Source organism: Nonomuraea typhae, assembly GCF_009760925.1.
Taxonomy (GTDB): Bacteria; Actinomycetota; Actinomycetes; order Streptosporangiales; family Streptosporangiaceae; genus Nonomuraea; species Nonomuraea typhae.
This window is the reverse complement of record NZ_VRLV01000003.1, coordinates 307,201-326,171: the sequence shown is the minus strand read 5'-3', so window position 1 is coordinate 326,171 and position 18,971 is coordinate 307,201. Positions and strand designations below refer to the sequence as shown.

Annotated in this window: 19 protein-coding genes; 11 read left to right on the top strand and 8 right to left on the bottom strand. The window is 69.5% G+C overall.

Annotated elements, in window-relative coordinates; genetic code table 11:
• Positions 1 to 24: 24 nt before the first annotated feature.
• The 3 genes from FVE25_RS13560 to FVE25_RS13550 form a co-directional block, all read right to left on the bottom strand.
• Positions 25 to 1,140: a serine hydrolase domain-containing protein gene (locus tag FVE25_RS13560; RefSeq protein WP_219825484.1), complete on the bottom strand. Its 1,116-nt coding sequence runs from the start codon at positions 1,138 to 1,140 to the stop codon at positions 25 to 27.
• Between the two features lie 427 nt (positions 1,141 to 1,567).
• Positions 1,568 to 2,731, bottom strand: coding sequence for a hypothetical protein (locus tag FVE25_RS13555; RefSeq protein ID WP_157246918.1), 1,164 nt, complete (start codon positions 2,729 to 2,731; stop codon positions 1,568 to 1,570).
• 180 nt (positions 2,732 to 2,911) lie between these two features.
• On the bottom strand, positions 2,912 to 3,481 hold the full coding sequence (locus tag FVE25_RS13550; protein ID WP_157246916.1) for a DoxX family protein: 570 nt from the start codon (positions 3,479 to 3,481) through the stop codon (positions 2,912 to 2,914).
• 348 nt (positions 3,482 to 3,829) lie between these two features.
• Between FVE25_RS13550 and FVE25_RS13545 the strand changes: the two genes are divergently transcribed.
• The 3 genes from FVE25_RS13545 (at position 3,830) to FVE25_RS13535 (ending at position 6,227) form a co-directional block, all read left to right on the top strand.
• Positions 3,830 to 4,165, top strand: a complete 336-nt coding sequence (locus tag FVE25_RS13545; RefSeq protein ID WP_157246914.1) for a PadR family transcriptional regulator — start codon at positions 3,830 to 3,832, stop codon at positions 4,163 to 4,165.
• Entirely contained in the window at positions 4,162 to 5,055 is an 894-nt protein-coding gene (locus FVE25_RS13540) for a hypothetical protein (RefSeq protein WP_157246912.1), read from the top strand. The genes FVE25_RS13545 and FVE25_RS13540 overlap by 4 nt, the downstream gene beginning before the upstream one ends.
• A gap of 242 nt (positions 5,056 to 5,297) precedes the next feature.
• Positions 5,298 to 6,227: a DUF4184 family protein gene (locus FVE25_RS13535; RefSeq protein WP_219825483.1), complete on the top strand. Its 930-nt coding sequence runs from the start codon at positions 5,298 to 5,300 to the stop codon at positions 6,225 to 6,227.
• A 585-nt stretch (positions 6,228 to 6,812) separates the two neighbouring features.
• On the opposite strand, the gene FVE25_RS13530 is transcribed toward FVE25_RS13535, so the two are convergent.
• Positions 6,813 to 7,304: an alpha/beta hydrolase gene (locus tag FVE25_RS13530; RefSeq protein WP_157246910.1), complete on the bottom strand. Its 492-nt coding sequence runs from the start codon at positions 7,302 to 7,304 to the stop codon at positions 6,813 to 6,815.
• A 341-nt stretch (positions 7,305 to 7,645) separates the two neighbouring features.
• Between FVE25_RS13530 and FVE25_RS13525 the strand changes: the two genes are divergently transcribed.
• From FVE25_RS13525 to FVE25_RS13515, 3 genes are all read left to right on the top strand, one after another.
• The gene (locus FVE25_RS13525; protein ID WP_157246908.1) at positions 7,646 to 8,626 is read left to right on the top strand and encodes a helix-turn-helix domain-containing protein; all 981 of its coding nucleotides are present in this window, start codon (positions 7,646 to 7,648) and stop codon (positions 8,624 to 8,626) included.
• A gap of 270 nt (positions 8,627 to 8,896) precedes the next feature.
• Positions 8,897 to 9,238 (top strand): hypothetical protein, encoded by a 342-nt coding sequence (locus tag FVE25_RS54375; protein ID WP_157246906.1) that lies wholly within the window; start codon positions 8,897 to 8,899, stop codon positions 9,236 to 9,238.
• A 339-nt stretch (positions 9,239 to 9,577) separates the two neighbouring features.
• Positions 9,578 to 10,006 (top strand): hypothetical protein, encoded by a 429-nt coding sequence (locus FVE25_RS13515; RefSeq protein ID WP_219825482.1) that lies wholly within the window; start codon positions 9,578 to 9,580, stop codon positions 10,004 to 10,006.
• Between the two features lie 154 nt (positions 10,007 to 10,160).
• Here the strand turns inward: FVE25_RS13515 and FVE25_RS13510 are convergent, their stop codons facing one another.
• Positions 10,161 to 12,356, bottom strand: a complete 2,196-nt coding sequence (locus FVE25_RS13510) for a S9 family peptidase (RefSeq protein ID WP_219825481.1) — start codon at positions 12,354 to 12,356, stop codon at positions 10,161 to 10,163.
• Between the two features lie 50 nt (positions 12,357 to 12,406).
• On the opposite strand from FVE25_RS13510, the gene FVE25_RS13505 reads away from it, so the two are divergent.
• Both FVE25_RS13505 and FVE25_RS13500 read left to right on the top strand, forming a co-directional pair.
• The gene (locus tag FVE25_RS13505; protein ID WP_157246901.1) at positions 12,407 to 13,024 is read left to right on the top strand and encodes a TetR/AcrR family transcriptional regulator; all 618 of its coding nucleotides are present in this window, start codon (positions 12,407 to 12,409) and stop codon (positions 13,022 to 13,024) included.
• Positions 13,025 to 13,159: 135 nt separating this feature from the next.
• On the top strand, positions 13,160 to 14,452 hold the full coding sequence (locus FVE25_RS13500) for a retropepsin-like aspartic protease (protein WP_157246900.1): 1,293 nt from the start codon (positions 13,160 to 13,162) through the stop codon (positions 14,450 to 14,452).
• A gap of 235 nt (positions 14,453 to 14,687) precedes the next feature.
• On the opposite strand, the gene FVE25_RS13495 is transcribed toward FVE25_RS13500, so the two are convergent.
• Complete coding sequence (locus FVE25_RS13495) at positions 14,688 to 15,071, bottom strand: hypothetical protein (RefSeq protein ID WP_157246899.1); 384 nt, start codon at positions 15,069 to 15,071, stop codon at positions 14,688 to 14,690.
• 692 nt (positions 15,072 to 15,763) lie between these two features.
• Between FVE25_RS13495 and FVE25_RS13490 the strand changes: the two genes are divergently transcribed.
• Genes FVE25_RS13490 through FVE25_RS13480 form a run of 3 tightly spaced genes read left to right on the top strand, consistent with a single transcriptional unit; the run spans position 15,764 to position 17,066 of the window.
• Entirely contained in the window at positions 15,764 to 16,351 is a 588-nt protein-coding gene (locus FVE25_RS13490; protein WP_157246898.1) for a GrpB family protein, read from the top strand.
• The gene (locus FVE25_RS13485) at positions 16,333 to 16,515 is read left to right on the top strand and encodes a hypothetical protein (protein WP_157246897.1); all 183 of its coding nucleotides are present in this window, start codon (positions 16,333 to 16,335) and stop codon (positions 16,513 to 16,515) included. Before FVE25_RS13490 ends, FVE25_RS13485 begins: the two co-directional genes overlap by 19 nt.
• Positions 16,515 to 17,066, top strand: coding sequence for a Pycsar system effector family protein (locus tag FVE25_RS13480; protein ID WP_157246896.1), 552 nt, complete (start codon positions 16,515 to 16,517; stop codon positions 17,064 to 17,066). The genes FVE25_RS13485 and FVE25_RS13480 overlap by 1 nt, the downstream gene beginning before the upstream one ends.
• 25 nt (positions 17,067 to 17,091) lie before the next feature.
• On the opposite strand, the gene FVE25_RS13475 is transcribed toward FVE25_RS13480, so the two are convergent.
• Both FVE25_RS13475 and FVE25_RS13470 read right to left on the bottom strand, forming a co-directional pair.
• Positions 17,092 to 18,117 carry a tetratricopeptide repeat protein gene (locus FVE25_RS13475; RefSeq protein WP_181019575.1) on the bottom strand — a complete coding sequence of 342 codons (1,026 nt, stop codon included), beginning with the start codon at positions 18,115 to 18,117 and terminating at the stop codon, positions 17,092 to 17,094.
• A 140-nt stretch (positions 18,118 to 18,257) separates the two neighbouring features.
• The gene (locus FVE25_RS13470; RefSeq protein WP_157246893.1) at positions 18,258 to 18,965 is read right to left on the bottom strand and encodes a Crp/Fnr family transcriptional regulator; all 708 of its coding nucleotides are present in this window, start codon (positions 18,963 to 18,965) and stop codon (positions 18,258 to 18,260) included.
• Positions 18,966 to 18,971: the final 6 nt, after the last annotated feature.

Genomic DNA, 18,971 nt, shown 5'->3' with positions numbered 1-18,971 from the left:
GCACCACAGCAGCGTTAGCGACGGCTAAGGCTTGCCGCAGAGAGCGTTGTCGATCAGCTTCCGATGCGCCGCCTCGAGCGCGAGCGCGGACCTGCGGTCGGTGGTCATGCTGTAGGTGAACGCGACCGCGCTCCGCCGCCCGTCCGCGCTGACGCCCTCCCTGCTCTTGTGCCCCGCCCCGTCGCCGCCGTGTCCCCAGTAGCCGCCGCCGCAGCTCAACGGCACCCAGATCAGCCCCAGCCCGTACCGCTGGCCGCGCAGGCCGGGCTCGTCGATCGGGACGGTCTTCTTCATGGCGGCCAGCAGCTCGGCGGGCAGCAGCCGCCCGCCGAGCAGGGCGCGGAAGAACCGGCCGAGGTCGCCGATCGTGCTGACCAGTCCGCCGTCCGGATAGTTCTCGGCCGCCACGGTCGTGTCCGTCCAGCGCGTGCCGAACTTCACGTACGCCCGGGCATGCGGCTTGGGCAGGTGCGGGTTGTCCGGAGCGAAGGTGTGGCGCAGCCCGAGCGGACGGGCGATCCGATCGCGGACCTCCGCCCCCCACGCCCGCCCGGTCACCCTGGTGATGATCATGCCGAGCACGATGTACCCGGTGTTGCTGTATTCCCAGCGGCTCCCCGGCTCGAACCGCGGCCGGTGCCGCAGCGCGGTGCTCACCAGCTCCCGGGCGCTGTAGTGGCGCAGGCGCTGACGCTGCCAGCTCGCCCTGCCGGTGATCGCGAACCGCGGATCGGCCACGTAGTCGAACAACCCGCTGGTGTGCTGGAGAAGATCGCGAATCGTGATCTTCGCGCCGTCGTTGCCTCGCCCCTTGATCAGCCCGGGCAGGTGCCGCTCCACCGTGTCGTCGAGCGCCAGCCTGCCCTCCCCTGCCAGTTGCAGCACCACGGTGGCGACGAAGGTCTTCGTGGTGCTGGCGATTCTGAAGTAGCCGTCGCGGGGCACGGGCGTTCGCGTGCCCCTCCGGCCCGTCCCGGCGTGGGCGTACGCGCTTCGCCCCGGGCCGACGTACTGGGCCTGCACTCCGGTCTGGCCCGTGGCGAGGATGGCGGCCACGTCCTCGCGCAGGCCGGTCCCCTCGGCGGCGGGCGCGGTGACCGGCGAACCGGCCAGAACGACGGCGGACAGTATCCGGATCACGGCGGCGCCTCCTGATGGCTCGAGGATCTCTGCCTCCAGCGTCCCGGCGCCGCCCGGTCGTTACGACGTCCGCACGAACGGGTTCCGCGCTCGTCCCCGCGAAGGAGCGGCGCATCTTTGGATGCGGGCGGGCAACGGCACGAGACCTGGACGGTGGTCGGGACGACGCGCTTGGAGACGGTGAGCGAGGCGAGCATGCCGACCGCCCTGATCGCGGTGCCGGTCTTTCTGATCCGGTCCTTCCTGGTCGGCGTGCGCTTCTTGACGCCCCGGCCGACTCGTTCCCGCACGGTCGGGGCGACCAGGATCGGTATGAGCGCCGGAGCCGGCGGCCTGAGCAACCGTTGGCGGCGGGACCCTGCGCCTGGACCGGCCGGCCCGGGTCATCGCGTTCGCATGCGGCCGGTCAAGCGCCCGGCTGCGTGCGTCAGTCGCCGGATCGCAAGACGAACGCCTTCCCGGACTCCTTGTCGCCGTCCTGGTAACCGTACGCCCAAAGCCCGGATCCACCGGGGATCGCGGAGACGTGGACCCGGTCGTGCGGGCCGCTGACCAGGGGGCGTTCCATCGTCCATCGGCTTCCGTCGTAACGCACCAGGCTCGCGCTGTCGCCGCCGGCCCATACCTGACCGTCCTCCGTCACCGTGACACTGGTCAGCGCGACGTCCCAGGCGGGAAGTTCGACTCGCTTCCAGGCGACGCCGTCCCAGTGCATGACCAGCGGTGCCGTGGTCGCCTTGCGTGGTTCGGGCGTGCGAGGGCACTCCTTCGGCAGGTTGGAGTGAGACGCCGCGGCACTGATCGCGCCGACCGCCCAGACGTTGTCGGGCGCCGCCTGCCAGACGTCGTACAGCACGCCGTCGGGGATCGGCGCGAGGTCCTCGCGTTGGAGGGGCAGGTTCTTCTTCCTGTCATCCGGATCCTGGCGCATGATCATCGGGGTGACGCCCGCGCAGCGGTTCTCCTGCGGCGTCGCCCCCACCGCCCAGGTGTGCCCCTTGCCGGCGGTCACGGCGGTGAGCACGCCGTCCTTCTGCGGCGTGAGCTGGAACTCCTTGCCGTCCCACTCGACGACCATGGCCCCCGTCGGGCTGCCGCCGACCAGCGTGACCCGTCCGTCGTCGGTGGCGAGATCCCTGAAGTAGTGCCCACGTGCGATGCCGAACGGCCGATGGACCGTCCACTTGCCCGCCCGCAGCCGTGCCACCTCGGAGTCGCTCGCGAGCCACAATCCGCCGTCGTCGTCCATGCCGAGGCCGTCGACGGAAATGAAACCGAAGTCCGCCGGGACGGGGACCTCACGCCAGGCTTTGCCGTCCCAGCGCAGGAGGAGGGCGAAGCTCGCCTGGTCCGTGGCCCATGCCTCGTAACCACCCGCCCACGCCTGCAAGGGACCGGTGACGGCCATCTTCACCAGGCCGCTGCCCGGGCTGAAGCCCGGAAGGTCGACCTGACGCCACTGACCCCGGCCGGCCTCGGTCGCCGAAGGTGAGGGAACGGGGGACCGTACCGGCGCGGCCGCCTCGCCCGAGCACGCCATCAGCACCCCCAAGCCGAGAGCCAGGACTCCGACTCGCCACAAGATCGCCATGAGAGGGAGCCTAATGGGGTTCAGGCGGTCCGGATTCGGTCCGCCGTCCGAGCAGGGGCCAGAACGCCGGCAGCCGTGGCGCCTCCTGCGAGGACGTGCACAGGCCCTGCCCGCGACGCCCGGACAGGGCCTGTGCACGTCCTCGCGTTGTCGTCGCCGGGACCCGCATGTGCCGAGTGGTCAGAACTGGACCGTGGTCATCGTGTACCACGTGGGAGCGAAGACCAGCAGGGCCATCGCGACGATGATCGCGAACGCCGTGAGCGCGCGTGGCGTGGTGATGGGCGCGGGTGCGATGGGCCGCCGGCGCCAGCGGCCGACCGCGATGACCGCCGAGACGCCTCCCAGCAGGATGTTCGCGGGCACGAGGGCGAATTCGCCGCGCGAGAGGTGGAAAGCGGCCGCGAGAATCATCGTCAGCGCCAGCGCGGCGCCGGCGAGCGGCGTCAGCTTCGGCTTGACCCTCGTCAGCGCCGGAAGGATCAGGCCGATGCCGCCGAGCACCTCGCAGATGCCGATGAAGACGATCAAGGGCTGTGATACCGCGGCATACCAGGCCACCGCCCGGGGCGCCGCAGCGTACAGGGCACCGTCGTACAGCAGAACCTTGCCGAATCCGCTGCCCGCGAAGAAGAAACCGAACAGCGTCTGAAGGGCCCAGAACGCGCCGTTGAGCGTGAACCTCACTCCACGCCGCTGGGTCGGCCGGCCGTTGATGCTGAGTGCGTTGGCGCTGAGGAACTGGGTCATGTCCTGCCACTACCTCTCGTGCGGGGCCGTCCCGGGGGCCGGCTGTTCTGCCGTGTGGTGATAGGGACAATCTGACTCCGAGGCGGGATCGCACGCAGTACCTGTGGGACACGATGGGACAGGCGGAGCGCGGTTCACCTGCGCAAACGAGACTTTTACGGCAGTGCCACGCTGGGACGGTTCCCGCGACGCGGGTGATCAGGGCCGGGTTGCGTGGTCAGGGCTCGCCCGTGCGTGCCGACCATGCTCGGCACAGGCCCGGACGATTCTGCGGTTAGTTGGCGACGGTCCGGGTCCGTGCACCGCCGCGGCCTGCCGAAGGTCCGTCGGGCGGAATACTCTGCCGGTATGAGCGAACGAGGAATGCAGGAGCTGACCCTGCTGCTGCTGATGGCCCTGGCGAATGCCCCTCGGCACGGATATGCCATCGCTCAGGAGGTCAAGGCCGTCACGGACGGCCGAGTGGCGCCGCGTACCGGGGCGCTCTACGGGGCGCTGGACAGGCTCCTGGCGGAGGGTTTGATCCAGGTGGAGCGTGAGGAGGTGGTGGGCGGCCGGGCTCGTCGTATCTTCGCCCTCGCTCCCACCGGGCGGGAGAGGCTCGAGGCCGAGGCGGAGCGGCTGGCCGCGACCGCCCGGGAGGTCAGGCGGCGTCTGGCCGACGGTGCGGCGGCGCCGGCGTGAGCGATTCCCTCGTCCGTCTGTATCCGGCTGCATACCGGGCTGCTTACGGGCAGGAAATCATCGACGTGCACCGGGAGATGACGGCGGACATGCCGTGGCCGGCCCGGCTGCGTGCGGACGCCGACCTGGCCGCGCACGCCTTGCGGGTTCGGCTGGGGCTTGACTCGGCGTCGCCAGCGGGGCGCTTCTTCGCCCTGGCTGCCCCGTTCGCACTGGCGGCCGGTGCGGTGGCTGGCGGGCTGCATCTGGCGCGCTGGTACGCCGGGCTGGTTCTCTCGCCGGCCCCGATATGGGTGCAGCTGTCCACCATGGGTGGTGCGTGGGCCCTGTACCTTCTGTTCTCACTGCTGGTGTGCGTCGGCGCGGTCATGGCCTTGACCGGCCGGTGGGGGCCGGGTGCGGGGGTGGCCGTCTGCGGGCTGCTGGGGAAGGCCGTGCAGTGGGTGGCCGGTGCACACGTGTACGACGGGTACGACGGGGTCATCGCTCCGGTCGTGGCGTTGCTGACCGTCGCCGTCGTCCTCGCCTGCCCTCCGGATCGACGCGGTGACAGGAAACTGTCGGTAGCCGCTGGAGCCATGGCTGCCGCGGGGTGGTTTCCCGTCGTCGTCGTGAATGCGGGGGCCTACACAGGGGCCTTGCCTGTGAGCACGGACTACGGCGCCTGGCCGATGCTGGTCCTCGTCTTCGCGGGGGCCGTCCTCGCCCTGCGCGCGCGTTCCTCAGGTCTGCGTGAGATGGCTGCGATGGCCGTGGCCTGTCCGCCGCTGGTCGCCTACTCCTACGCGACTGCATGGGGTGATCTCCGGCCCGTCCTCGGCACCCTTGTCCTGCTGTCGGTCGCGGGCGCGCTCACGACGTTCTTCCAGGCAGTGCGCCGCCGACGCTGACCCCGCCTTCGCTTTCCGGCCGTCCGCCAACGGGCGTACGGCTTCGCCGTGCCGACCATGTGTCGTGCCTGGCGGCTTCCACGTTGCAATAGTCCGTTGAGATGAATACTCTCTTCAGTGTTCTATCCGGGAGTGCTGTCTTGGCCGGCCGTGCGATCGCGCGTCCCCCGGCGAAAGGGCACCCGCAGCGCGACGTGCGGTGACCCCCGCCCGGTCCCCTCCGAGCAGAGAAGATCATCGAGTTGCCGTTCACCTTGTCCCACCCCGCGGCAGTGCTGCCGCTGATGCGCCGGCCCTTCGTGCCGGCGTCTCTGGTCGCGGGTGCGGTGGCGCCCGACCTCCCGTACTTCCTGGCCGCCCTCGGCGTGTCCGAGACCAGCCCCCAGGACTGGTACGGCGTGCTCCTCAACGCCACGGAAACCCACTCGCTCGGTGTGGGCCTGGCGGTCAATCTGCCCCTTGCCCTCACTCTGGTCGCCGCCTGCCGGATGCTGCGCGCGCCGATCACAGCACTGCTCCCATCCGGCCTCGGGCTTGCGAAACCCGAGCGGACAACCGGCCTGCCCGCCAAGGTCCGCTACACCATGTGGCTACTGGTCTCCGCCCTGATCGGTATCGCCTCCCACCTCGCGTGGGACTCCTTCACCCACGGCGACGGCTTCCTGGTCACTCTCGTGGAGCCGCTGCGCGCCTCGGCCGTGGGAGGCTTGACGGTCGCCCGGCTGCTGCAGTACGTGAGCACCGCCTTCGGTCTGGTGGCCATCGCCTGGCATCTTTGGCGCCGCCGGGATCGCCTGCGCACCCATGGCGGCACCGACACCGTTGCCCGCCTGGGTCCCGTCATGCGGTGGGGCGTGGTGACCCTGCTGGTGGCGGCGCCAGTGCTGGGCGGCGCCGTCGACATCCGTGACGACTTCAACGCCTACCGCCATGTGACCGAAGTGGACTACAGCCAACCGACTACCGTCGACCGGGGAGACGGCGCGATCGAGACCACCTATCCCTCCAAGACGGTCCAAGCTCCGTGGGGGACCCTCGCCGAAGGGGTGTTGACCGGGGCCGCCAAGAGAGCGGGCGCTTCGTTCGCGGTCGCACTGCTGCTGTACTCCGTCACCTGGCAGATCGGCGCCATCTCGCGCCGGCCAGAGACGGGGTCCGGGCCCGCCCCCTGACCGCAACCGGCTCGGGACGGGAAGTGACGGTGTCCGCGCCCTGACCGCCGAGGTGCCCGGTTCAGCCCCCGAGACAGGCAGCGGGTAGGCAACCAAGCCGGCATCCACGTGATGGGAGGCACACCGCAGTTGGTACGGTGACCGGAAATGATCACCGGTTCGGGTGGTCGGAGTTGGCCAGGATGAACGGGCATAGCGATCCGAAGTACGCCTCGATCGGGGTTGGCCCGCGGGCGGCGCGGATCGAGCACAGGGCGGCCCAGGTGTGGTCGACGCCCTTGTGGTCGCGGTCGACCCCCAGAGTTGGTCGTCGCCCATGGAGCGGCAGCCGGGGAAGTAGGTCACGCCGTGGGCGCTGTAGCAGCCGGTCCGGCCAGCCCAGCCGGAATCGGCTGTGCCGCCGGTCACCTGAAAAGCCCTCCCCGTCAAGATCTCCTTTCTGGTCGGCCTGCCTGGACCTTCTCGACGGTCGCCTGCTGAGCGGTGTCCGAGCCGGTGCGCCGAGGGACGCCCCACCTGCGTTGTTGTGGCGGTTCCAGCGGCTGGCGTGGCCGTCTTTCACGTGCCTCGGCGGCGCTGGCGGGCTCATGTGTGGATCAGGGCGGTGATGTCGTCGAACAGCCGCTTCTGGGCGGTGGCCGCCTCCGGGGAGACCAGGTCCATGCCCTGGATGAAGCCGTGCTCCAGGCCGGGTTCTTGGCGGTGCGTCACGTGTGCGCCGGTCTGCGCCAGCCGGTGGGCGTGACCGGTGCCCCTGTCCAGGACGCTGGGTTGCGCGAGCGTCAGATGCGCGAGCGTCAGATCGGTATTGGGGCAGATCGGAATCCGCAGGCCGGGCAGCGCGGCCACGTCATCGATGGCCGCCGGGTGGGGATGCTCGGGCGCGCGCCGGTAATCGACGGCCAGCACCTCGACGTCGCAGGCATCGGCGATGCGCCGGCACGTGCGGTCGTGGCGCAGGGGGATGCCGTTCGGGCCGTGGAGGTCTTCCACCTGGCTAAGGTCGGGTCCCATGGGCCGGTCGGCGGCTCGCTGGCGAGAGCTTTCGCGAAGTTCTGCCACGTTCGGGTGGATCATGCAGTGTCTCGTTCGATCGGGGGCGACGGGTGGGCAAGACCAGTGTGATCGCCGGGCGGCCGACCGTCTCACGGTAGCCCGGCGGCGGCTCCCAGGGCAGATCGGCTGCGCCATTCGTTGCCTGCATCCCGCGGCGATTGACCAGAAAAGGGCCGCCGGCACGAACCTGGACGCCTGCGTCTGTTCCGCAGGCTGCCTGGAGGGGCGGCACCGGTGCTCATCTCCAACGATCAGCCCTGTACTCCGGCCGGGGTACAGAGGCCCGCGCCGAGCGGACGATGACGTCACCGGGCCGAGTGCGGAGGATGAGGCGGTGATGGCGGTTGACCCGGGGAGGCGTCGTGGAGACGGTCAGCACGGCCGAGGTTCCGGCGAAGGAGCGGTTCGCCGCCTGGCGCGAGGTGAGCTCGAAGCGGTGGGTGCCGCTTGACGCCCGTTGCGAATCGCATGTGGAGAGCGCCTTTCGGGCTCGGGCCTGTTTCAGCACGCTCGGCCCCGTACAGGTGGTGGTGCTGACCGCGACACCGCTGTCGATTCACCGCACGCCCAAGCTGATCCGCCGATCCGACCCCGAGACGTTCTTGGTGACCTGCACCGTCCGCGGTCGCGTGTGGGGAGAACAGGACGGCCGGCACGCGGATCTGCACGTCGGTGATCTGTCCCTGCGCGACAGTTCGCATCCTTACCTGACCCGCCTGACGCCGGCCGAGCACGTGGCTCAGACGGTGTGCCTGCAGTTCTCACGCTCGTCGCTGCCGTTCCCCCAGCGGGACCTGCGGGATCTGGTCGCGCTCCGTATCCCGGGCGGCCGGGGCGTCGGCGCGCTGTCTTCGCAGTTCCTGCTGCGCCTGGCTCGGCACATGCACGAGTTCAGCGCGGCCGACACCGCCCGGCTGTCCAGCCTGACGCTGGACGTGCTGACCGTGGCGCTAGCCGGCGAACTGGACGCCCGCCGCGCGCTGCCGCCCGAGACCAGGCGGCGCGCGCTGATTGCCGAAATCCACGCTTTCATCCAGCAGAACCTGGGTGACGGGCACCTGACCCCGGCCGCGATAGCCGCGGCGCACCACATCTCCGTGCGCTATCTGCACAAGGTGTTCCAGCAGGACGGGAGCACCGTCGCCGGCTGGATCCGCGCGCGCCGCCTGCAGCGGTGCCGGCGCGACCTGGCCGACCCGCGGCTGGCCGCCCAATCGATCAGCGCGATCGCCGCCCGGTGGGGGTTCACCAGCCCCGCGCACTTCAGCCAGGCATTCCGCGGTGCCTACGGCCTGTCGCCGAGCCAGTTCCGCCGGCAGTGCGCAACCGTGCGCGATGACTAAACAGGTGTGCGCTGTGCCGTAGGACAGGACTCGGTCATGAGCCGCATTCTCTTCACAGGGAGATCGTCCCTGCGGGCGAACAGGAAAGGGATCAGGTTCGCGGTTCTCTCCCGCAGGCCGAGGATGAGGGGAGGCGTCGAGCGCCGTATATCCGCGAAACGATCCAGTGACAGGAAATCTCGCGAGATGACAAAGTCTTCCGATCAGCAGGAGGGTCCAGGGATGACAAGAAAGCCGTCGGCCAAGAAATGGGCACTAGCATTCACTGTCATGTCACTGCTGACCGCGTCAGCCGTGACGAACGCTTCGACAGCCGCCGCCGCCACTGCTCGGGAAAGGGACGTAGGAGTCCTGATCAGTCAGAGGCGATGCAACGTCGGAGAGAAACCTCGCCAGATCGTGCTTTTCCTGGGCATCGGAGGGGACGAGGACCATCGCTGCTACGGAGGCGTAACCGGTTCGATCGCACTGCCCAACCTCGGGGTCTTCGAACTGTACTCGGGCGGTTATACGGGTGTCATCGACTGTCAGAACAACCTCCATTTCTTCAGGCCCAATGAGAGAAAATTCCCCATCGACGTCTGCAACGAGCTGACCATTCTGCCGGCATGAGGGTCGAGCGTCACGCAGCGCCCAGGCCGCCGAGGCCGAGGCCCGCAACCCCCTGATCGGCCGCCACCCGCCGGAGCCCGGACCACGCCGGCACGACCAGGAGCGCTCCGGCCATCCGCGGCCCGCCCCAGTCCGCGCTGACAGCACCCTTCGCTACCATGACGGGCGGCAGAGTCGTGTCGCCGAAACACGCGAGGAGTGCGGATGCAGCCGGATCCACCGCAGCCCGGGTTACCTCAATACGGCCAGCCGCCGATGGCGGGCGGGCCCGCGCCGTGGGGTGGTGGGCCGAGCCCGTTGGCGGCGCCGCCCAAGCCGAGGGCGAACGCCGCGGCGGCGGTGATCGCCGGCATCCTGGCGCTGCTCACCGCCGGCATCCTCGTCTGGTTCGCGCTGAACGAAGTCGTCTACGCCGTCGGGCCGGCCGGTCGCTGGTCCAGCATGGTGATGGTGAACGTGCTCGCCGGCGTCATCAGCGCCGGGTTGCTGCTGGCCGCGGCGGCGTTCACGTTCGCCCGCAGGATTTCCGGCGCGTGGACACTGTGCGCGCTTTGCGTGCTCTACGTGGTGGCGAACCTCGTGGTGGCGCCGCTGCTGTGGGGCACGTCCTTTGGGGCTCAGCTCACGTTCCTCTTCGGCTTCGACAAGATCAACGGCGTCGCCGCAGGGCTGGCGACCATCTTCTGCTTTCTGACGGCGACCGTGGCGGCGATCGCCGGCAGCGTGAAGTCGCACGGCCCAGCCACCGCCACGCCACCCCGTCGGTGATCACTGGACCAGCCGAACGCCCTGCTCGGTGACGACCACCAACCTGCGGCTCCGCCGTACCGGACAGACCCAAGATCCAGAAGGCCCGCCGTCGCCCCCGGGTACGTAGCAGCGGGCGCCTCAGAGGGGTACGGCAGAGCCGCAGGCGAGGCTCCTAGCCCGCGAGCATGGCGGGGTTGAACGGGATGGGCGCGAGGCGGTATCCGGCGGGCGGCTCGGTGTCGAGCAGGTGGCGCACGAAGTAGTCCCAGCGGCGGCGCGTCACATAGTCCTCGAATCCGATGAATCCATGCTCGGCGCCGGGCACGATCAGCAGCTCGAAGTCCTTGTTCGCGGCGATGAGCCGCTGGACCAGCCGCATCGTCAGGTGCTGGGTGACGTTGTCGTCCAGTTCGCCGTGGACGAGCAGGAGCTTGCCCCGGAGCCGGTCGGCCAGCTCGGCGTTGGCCGAGCGGGTGTAGGTGGCGGCGTCGAAGGGGCCTTCGTAGGATTCGCCCCACATCGCGTGGTAGAGGCGCTGGTCGTGGCTGCCGCACTCGGCGACGCCGACCTTGAAGAAGTCCGGATGGGCGAGCAGGGCGCGGGCGCTCGCGTAGCCGCCGCCCGAGCGGCCGAAGATCCCGACCCGGTCCAGGTCCAGCCAGGGGCGGGTCTCGGCGAGCTGGCGCAGGGCCGCGACGTGGTCGTCGAGGTGGCCGCCGGTCTCCAGCGCGCCGTAGGAGGCGTCGTGGAAGGCTTTGTCCCGCCCCGGGGTGCCGCGCCCGTCGAGGGCGAGTACGGCGAAGCCGAGCGCGGCCACCGCCTCGGCGTCATAGCCGTAGAAGCCGGGATCGAAGCTGGGCTGCACCCGGTTGGTCTGCGGCCCGGGGTAGGGGTGGTCGATGACCGGGTAGCGCTGGGCCGGGTCGAAGCCGTGCGGTTTGTAGAGCACCCCGTAGACGTCGGTCACACCGTCGGCGGCCTTGACGCGCACGCGCTCGGGCGGCTGCCAGCCGGTGGCCAGCAGGCCGGAGATGTCGGCGCGCGCCAGCTCCACCAGGACGCGGCCGTCCCAGCCGCGCACCGTGATGACGGGCGGCACGTCCACGGCGGAGGCGGAGTCGACGAAGCAGGAGCCGTCGTCTGCGGCGTTCACCTCGTGGTCGAGGTCGTCGGCGGTGATCCTGGTGAAGCCGGTGCCGTCGAGCGCGACACGGCAGACCTGGCGGCGGTAGGGGTCCTGGGGTATCAGGCCGGCGGCGGTGAAGTACACGCCGGAGGAGTCGGCGTGCAGGATCTCCTGGACGTTCCATTCGCCCCCGGTGAGGCGGACGGTCCGCTCGCCGTGCAGGTAGAGGTGGCCGAACCCGTCGCGCTGCGAGTACCACACCACGCCCTCGGGCAGCACCTTCACCATCGGCTTGTGGGCGATCTGCTGGGCCGGCTCGATCCGGGTGGGGCCGCTCTCCTCGACCAGCGTGCGCACCTCGCCGGTCGCCGGGTCCAGGCTGTTCAGCCGCAGGGTGCGGTAGTCGCGGCTCTGCTCCAGGTAGTAGGCGGCCGAGCCGTCGCCGGCCCACCAGACCCGCCTGAGCGTGATGGGCGACATGTAGGCGGCCAGGAGCGGCTCGGCCTTGGCCGGCATCGCCGTACCGGCTTCGACGTCGAAGACGATCAGCTCGGCGCGCGGCTGCACCTCGTCGCCGGGCAGCGCGTAGCGGTAGGTGTGCAGGACGGGCCGGCCGCCGTCGGCGGGGGCGCTCTCCATCAGGTGCATGAGCCCGACGCCGCGCTCGTCGAGCCGGTGGGTGATCAGCCGCTTGCCGTCCGGCGACCACACGACGAGCGGCGGATAGTACGGCAGGCCGAGCCGGCGCAGGAGCGTCCGGTGGGAGCCGGAGTCGGTGGTGGCGCCGTAGTGCCGCTCGGCGGTGCCGTCGCCGGTCAGCGGGGACTCGGCGCCGCTCGCGAGCTCGCGCAGCCACAGATCGTGCCCCTTGCGGAAGACGGCGTGGCGGCCGTCGGGGGAGACGACGTCTGCGGGGCCGGGCGCGAAGCTCCTGGTCAGGGTGTAGGTGTCGAGCGAGCAGCGCCAGCGCGCCCCGTCGGCGTCGAAGAACACGGCGCCGTCCTGCAACGTGATGGCGCCGAAGGGCAGCGCGTCCGGGTCGGCGCCCAGGGCCTTGGCCAGCCGTTCATGGTCGAACGCGGGTTCTTTGACGCCCGTCGCCGGGTCCACGCGCAGAAACCGGCCCTCGGCGCGATACCAGAACGTCCCGTCCCGCCAGACGGGCCGGATCTTGCCGCCGGGTACCAACCTGGACCTGTTGTGCCCGAGCAGCTGCTCGGCGGTGCGATAACGTTGATCCATACACGTACTGTACATGTACAGTACGCGCTACCGCAGAGGGGAGATCGAGCATGCCCCGTGCCCCGCGAGGGACGCTCAGCCACAAGGTGATCCTGGAGCACGCGACGCGGCTCATGGACGCCGAGGGGCTCGAGGCCGTCACCGTCCGGCGGCTCGCCCAGGACCTGGGGGTGCGGCCCATGGCGCTGTACACCTACTTCAAAAGCAAGGAGGAGATTCTTGCCGCGCTCTACGACGGCCTGCTGGCGACCATCGAGCTACCCGAGTCGCCCGACGCCGGGCTCGACGGGGTGCGGCAGATCATGCGGGAGTTCTTCCGGCTGCTGACCGAGCATCCGGCGCTCATGAAGGCGGGTTCCGGTGGCCAGGGCGACATGCGGTTCGGCGAGGTGATCTACACCCTGCTGCTGAACAGCGGGATCGAGCGGCGGACCGCCGTCGGGATCACGGCCAGCCTGGTCCGGTTCACGATCGGGAGCGCCTCGGTCTACCAGGAACGGGCGGGATGGGATGCCGGCTACTGGTCGAAGCTGCGCGCCTCGCTGCGGGAACTGCCCGCGGAGAGGTATCCGGTGATGCGCTCGTTCGGCGATGACCTGCCGGAGTTCACGCAGGAGGAGGTCTTCGAATTCGGCATGGACCGCATCCTTCGGATGGGCGTTGATTAGCACGGCAGAGCCGTACGCCGGGCCCATGGGGTTCGGCAGCGTCGCACGCCGCAGGGCCGTCGGGGCTTATGCGGCTTGAACATGCGCTCCTGTTGTGTGGCCGTGCGGCTTTCCCGATGACGTGAGGAGCACGACGTGAGCGATCTCGACCGGCGCCGATTCCTGCAGACGGCAGGTCTGGCCGCGGCGGCCCTGCCTCTGCTCGACAGCGCGCCGGCCCACGCCTCCGGCCAGGACCCCGACGCGCTGTTCAAGCAGGGCAGGTTCGCCGAGGCCGAGCGCGGATATCGGCGCCTGCTGCTTGACGACCCGAAGAACGCGCGGGCCACCGGCCAGCTGGGCTACCTGGCTCTGCTGTCCAACCGGTTCAGGCGCGCCGAGACCTTCCTGACCCGCGCCATCCGCCTCAACCGCGACGACCTCACCGCCAAGCAGCGACTGGCCGAGTGCTACGTCAGGCAGGACCAGCCGGCCCGTGCCGTACCGCTGCTGCGGGCCACCGGGCGTCCGCGTGACAAGGTGTACGCGGAGCTGTTCTCCCACGTCGAAGGCAGGCCCTGGCAGATCCACGGCGCGCGGCGCACGCGGGTGCCCTTCCACACCCTCGATCCCGTCCCCTCCGTCGAAGCCTCGGTGAACGGCGGCCGGCCGCAGAAGTTCTACCTCGACACCTACGCCACGCTCGACCTGTCGGAGGAGGCGGCCAAGAAGGCGGGCGTGCGGCCGGTGGCCACGTGGTCGGGCGGGATGGCCGACAACCACCCGATCACCATCTACCTCGGCGTCCTGGATTCCTTCCGGATCGGGGACATCGAGATCCGCAACATCCCGATGCAGTGGAGCGACGTGAAGAGGCCGACCCTCCCCGACGGCTCGGAGGCGGCGGGGGCGTTCGGGACGACGATCTTCTACCACTGCCTGGCCACGATGGACTACGCGGGCCGGGCACTGGTGCTGCGCCGCAGGTCGGAGCTGCCGGTGTTCCGGGCGGAGGCGGACAGATCCGGCTCGGAGCGGCTGCCCTTCTGGCTGGCGGGCGACCACTTCCCGTGCACGCTGGGCAGCCTGCGCGACTATGGTCCCCGGATGGTCACCGTGGACACCGGCGGCATCGGCAGCGCCCTGGGCACCACGGTGGAGATCGCCGAACGGGCCGGCTTCGAGGTGGACTACGAGCACCCCAACGAGGTTCCCGGCAACAAGATCTACCCGCTCAAGGCCGACCGGATCAGCCTCGGCAGGGCGGTCGGACGCGACCTGCCCGGCACCGCGGAGGAGAAGGCCGGCCCGGGGACGCCGGGCCCGGGCCAGTCCGCGCAGTTCGGCTTCGACCTGATCGCCAACTTCAGCCACGAGTTCTTCAAGCCGTTCGCCATCACCTTCGACTACACCGGCATGCGCCTGTACATCACCGGCGAGTCGCTCTGAGGGTTCTCCCGGCGCGGCCTTCACCGGGCTGCGGACGAACCGCTCGAGCTGCGGGTACGGGCCTGGTGGTAGCGGGCATCGGCGTAGACTTGCGGGATGCCGGCCGTCGGATCCGGGTCGCGGAGCGTGCACCTGTGAGACACCTCTGCTCGGCAGCTCATCGGCACCGCGCTCTTGACGCCTGGTGATTCCGTATCATGATTTTCAACCCACGTGCCATCTGCCGGGCAGACGCTCAGCGGCGATAGTACGGCTTCGCCTTGACGCTCGCATAGCGCTGCCAGAGGCCGCCGTTGTCCTCGAAGTCGTACCAGGCGTCCTCAAGGCGATCGTCGACAACGTTGCAGGTGCTGGTGCGGGATTGACCCCGCTTGATCGGGCCCACGTAGACGGCGCCCTTGCCGACGTAGCGGCCGTTGATGTGCAGGCGGCAGGTGCCGCCCACCCAGGCGAGGTTGTGGCGGGTGTTGTTGATCACCTTGATGCGGATCTCGCAGGCCGTCTTGCACCACCCGAAACTGAGCTTCAGCCGCACCCGCCCGGCGGCTGCCTGGGCCGGTGGCGCGACCAGGGTGCCGGCCAGGGCGAGGCCGGAGATGAGCGCGATCAGACGTTTCACGGAAACTCCCGGTAAGGAAACGGTCAATTCCATCCATGATCACACGGTCGTGCGAGGGGTCACAATGAAACGTCCCGTCTCGCCCGAGCTTGCCGAGGTCTCATTCGATCTAGGGGACTGGCAAGCGTGGCCGTTGGCCGACCTGCCCGCCGTGCCGGCCCACATGGATCTGGCGCACGGCCTGTACTACGTGCTGCTGGGGCGTTCGCGGCCGACCCGGCCCGGACACCGTCCGGCACCTGGGGTGGCTCGTCTTCGGGGGGAACGCGGTGGCGATCGGCACGGTCGCCGTGTTCGCGGCCGTGGGTCTGCTCGTGCCGCCGGGCGCGGGGCGGCCGGGTGTGCGCTACGTCCCGGCCGGAAGCTGGCTGGCCGCACCGCACAGTGGTCGTTTCCCACCAAACGGCTGTCCCCCTACGAACGCCGCCCGTAAGGACAGCCGATGATACCGTTAGGCCGCTCTCAGAGGCGGCGCGAAGCGATACCTTGCCATATATGCAAATGTACGGCCCGGCGTTTATTCGGCCGTCTCCCCGGGGTATGGTGAATATGCTCGCATGGTTTCGGGCAGCACGTATTCAGGGTCCTCAGGCGCTCGGCGTTGACTCGGCCGTGAGCGGGAGTGCCGGCATCGGTCCACCCTGGCCTTGCGTTTCTAGGCATGGTGGATATGCGGCGGTATCATCGAAGGTATGGCGGCCGTAGCTATTGTGGCATACAGCCCCAAATGGGAAACCCTGGGGAAAGCTCTCGTCGCTGACATGCGTGCTGCGTTAACTCCGCCGGCGCTCCGGGTGGAGCATATCGGAAGCACGTCCATTCCTGGCATGGACGGCAAGCCGATCTTCGATCTGCAGGTGAGCGTGGCCAGTCTCGACAATGCCGAGCAGGCACTGTCCTCGGCCCTGCCCGCCCTGGGGTTCGCGGACACGACGTACTTCTACGATCATGTTCCGGCGGGTTCCGATGATTCGCCGGACCTGTGGCGCAAGCGTCTCTGGATGCGCCGTGAGGCCGGTCCCGACGTCAACCTGCACATTCGCCAGCGGGGGTATCCGGGTGAGCGCTTCGCCCTGCTGTTTCGAGACTGGTTCCGCGCCCACCCCAAGGCCGTGCCCGCGTACCGGTCCTTCAAGTGGTCCCTGGCCCAGGCCGTGCGCGATCCTGCGATGTACACCGAGATGAAGAACCCGGTCGTGGACCTGGTCGTGGCGATGGCGGAGGACTGGGTGAGCCGCACTGGATGGCGAGTGGATTCGGCATGGGATTCCCCAGCGTGACGCCGCGAAGTCGGATTAATGGGTATACAGCGCTATTTTTCGATGGAAAGCTCGATAATGCGATCTATTACCGTATTGAGGATGATCACTGGTGGGATGAATTATCCCAGGATGGCGTGAACCCCATCGGAGCTCTGGCGGCGGATGCCCGGGTGGCGAAGTGATGCGGAACAAGCGCGGCCCGGCGAAGAGCCCGCCCCCCGCCTCGCTGCCCACCGAGCCGGGGGCCGAGGACGCCTGGAAGGCGCTCACGCTCGTGCTCGATCTGGTCAAGCACGCGGAGATGAAGGCGGGCCTCACGTTGGCCTCAGCCGGGGCGGTCGGCGGCGTCCTCTACTCGCTCATCAGGAGCGTTCCGCGCGCGAGCGTGCTGTTCGGGACGACGGCAGGGTTCTGCGTCCTGTTCGTCATCGTCGCCGCCTCCGCCGCAGGACTGGCCCTGATTCCCCGGGTTCGCAGCGAGCCGACCAACCTCCTGCACTTCCACCACGTCGCCACGCGCTTCGGCATCCGGTCCGACGTCTACATGGGTGAGCTCAGTGCGTTGGTGACGCAACCCGACGCCCTCGTCTCGGCCATCGCCCACCAGGTGTGGGCCAACGCCAGGGTGGCCCGTCAGAAGTACCGCTGGGCGACCCTGGCGCTCATCGCGCTCCTGGCGGCACTGGGAGGGCTCGCGGTCACGGCGATCGTCGCGGTGGTCCAGCACCTCTGACGCTCGCCGACCCGATCTCCAGGCATTATGGGCTGGCGGTGCCAGGCAGGGGAAGCTCCAGGAGTTCCCTGGTCAGAGTCGCCAGAAGCCCGCCGTCGTCCAGGAGTTCGGCTCCCGTCGCGAGATAGTCCTTGGCGGCGGCGTTCCGCCCCGCCAGCCGCTCCAGGCGACCGAGCTCCAGATAGGCCCGGGGCTCTCGCGGGGTGTGGTCGATCAGCTTCTTGAAGGTCTGCCGCGCCGCCTGAGTGTCGCCGAGGCCCAGCTGGCTGCGGCCCAGCCGGAACAAGGCGGAGGGCGGGGCGCCCGGCCCGATCCGCAGCAGTTCCTCGAGGTCTCTGATCGCGTCCTCCAGATCTCCCAGCGCGATCAGGCAGTCGGCTCTGACGTCCAGCAGGGCCATCCGCTCGGTCACGCCGGACGGGGTCACTCCGTCGAGCGTGCGGACTGCATCCCGGAAACGTCCCTGATCGGCCAGTGAGCGTGCCTCGGCGACCTCGCCGCCGCCCTCCGCCTGGTCCGTGGACGGCGCCGGCTCGCCACCCGTGCGGTTGGAGACCCATACCCACGCCGTGGCGGAGAAGCCCCGGTCCTGGATGGTGCTGCGCACCTTCCAGAAGTCGTCGGCGTCCAGATCCCGGAAGCCATGCCGAATCACGTCCTGATACAGGTGGTCGGACACGACCATGGCCAGCTCAGCCGCCGGGAAATCCACCAGGACCGCCTTGACGACGGGGCTGTCGAGCAGGCGGAAGCACTCGATGATCGCGGGACCGCTGAACCCCGTCGGCCCGGCGGCGATGACCCCGTTGGTCAGCGCCAGCCGGAGCCGGATCCGCGCGGCCTCGCTGAGCAGGCGATTCTCCTGCCGCAGCGCGGTGGTCAGCCCGCGCACCAGGTCCGGGATCACCGCGGTCTCGTCGATGTCGCTCGGCGGCATGATCAGGACACCGTCACCGCTGCTCTGCACGATCTCCTCGGGCAGCCCGGCGGCCCGGCAGGCCGCGTGCACAACCGTGACCAGGCTTCGCTGCGCCCGGATCTGCTCAGGCACCGGCCGCCCGCTCCAGCCTTTGATGTCGATGGCTCCGCAGAGCACTCGCCGAGATGGTGACATGGGGCTTCCCTTCTACCGCGCTCGTGAAGAATGACGTCACCGTGCGCAAGCCCGGAAGTGATGACGTCCGGTGAGCCTCATCCGGACGACGGGTCGCCGAGGAGATGGCCGGGCGGGCTCATGTCGGCGAGCCGGGCCAGCCCGGCCACGTCCAGGATGACCACCCGGCCTCGTCGGCTGATCATCAGCTCCTTCATATGGGCGATGGCCTTTTGCACGGTCCCTTCCTTGGCGCCGATGAGCATGGCCAGCTCCGCCTGACGGAGATCGGCGGCCCAGTGCCCGTCGATGGTCGTGGCGAATCGCTGAACCTGGTACAGAACAGCACGGGCGAGCCTCTGGTCCACCTCATAGCCGGCCGCGTCGGCGCGGAACATGTTGGCCTGCCTGAGCCGCTCGGCGATGTTGGCGGCGAGCGTCACCGCCGCACCGGGGTGGGTGCCGGCGAATCGCTTGAACACCTCGCCGCTCACCACCAGGGTCGTGGCCGGCACGCGTACGGTCACCGTGGCCGTGCGCGGCATGTTGCCGAACACGGCCATCTCGCCGAGGATGTCACCGGGATGACGGATGGCCAGCAGCGTCTCCGAGCCGTTCTCCACCGTGGTGCTCACGTTGACTCTGCCGGTGAGAAGCAGGAAGACCACCGCTCCCGCGTCGCCCTGATGGACCACGGTCTCCCCGGGCTGGTAGGTCTTGACCCGGCCGAGACGGAGCAGCGCGTTGCGGGTCGGCTCGTCGAGCGCGCCTAGGAACGAGTCTTGGGGCCACAGGTCAGGAGGCATGCGCAG

Excerpts from the sequence above, each read along its gene's own strand:
- FVE25_RS54375 (WP_157246906.1), top strand. The coding sequence starts at position 8,897 with ATGTCACTGCTGACCGCGTCAGCCGTGACGAACGCTTCGACAGCCGCC.
- FVE25_RS13510 (WP_219825481.1), bottom strand. The coding sequence starts at position 12,356 with ATGGATCAACGTTATCGCACCGCCGAGCAGCTGCTCGGGCACAACAGG.
- FVE25_RS13480 (WP_157246896.1), top strand. The coding sequence starts at position 16,515 with ATGCGGAACAAGCGCGGCCCGGCGAAGAGCCCGCCCCCCGCCTCGCTG.
- FVE25_RS13550 (WP_157246916.1), bottom strand. The coding sequence starts at position 3,481 with ATGACCCAGTTCCTCAGCGCCAACGCACTCAGCATCAACGGCCGGCCG.
- FVE25_RS13545 (WP_157246914.1), top strand. The coding sequence starts at position 3,830 with ATGAGCGAACGAGGAATGCAGGAGCTGACCCTGCTGCTGCTGATGGCC.
- FVE25_RS13470 (WP_157246893.1), bottom strand. The coding sequence starts at position 18,965 with ATGCCTCCTGACCTGTGGCCCCAAGACTCGTTCCTAGGCGCGCTCGAC.
- FVE25_RS13485 (WP_157246897.1), top strand. The coding sequence starts at position 16,333 with ATGGGATTCCCCAGCGTGACGCCGCGAAGTCGGATTAATGGGTATACA.
- FVE25_RS13490 (WP_157246898.1), top strand. The coding sequence starts at position 15,764 with ATGGCGGCCGTAGCTATTGTGGCATACAGCCCCAAATGGGAAACCCTG.
- FVE25_RS13530 (WP_157246910.1), bottom strand. The coding sequence starts at position 7,304 with ATGATCCACCCGAACGTGGCAGAACTTCGCGAAAGCTCTCGCCAGCGA.
- FVE25_RS13505 (WP_157246901.1), top strand. The coding sequence starts at position 12,407 with ATGCCCCGTGCCCCGCGAGGGACGCTCAGCCACAAGGTGATCCTGGAG.
- FVE25_RS13555 (WP_157246918.1), bottom strand. The coding sequence starts at position 2,731 with ATGGCGATCTTGTGGCGAGTCGGAGTCCTGGCTCTCGGCTTGGGGGTG.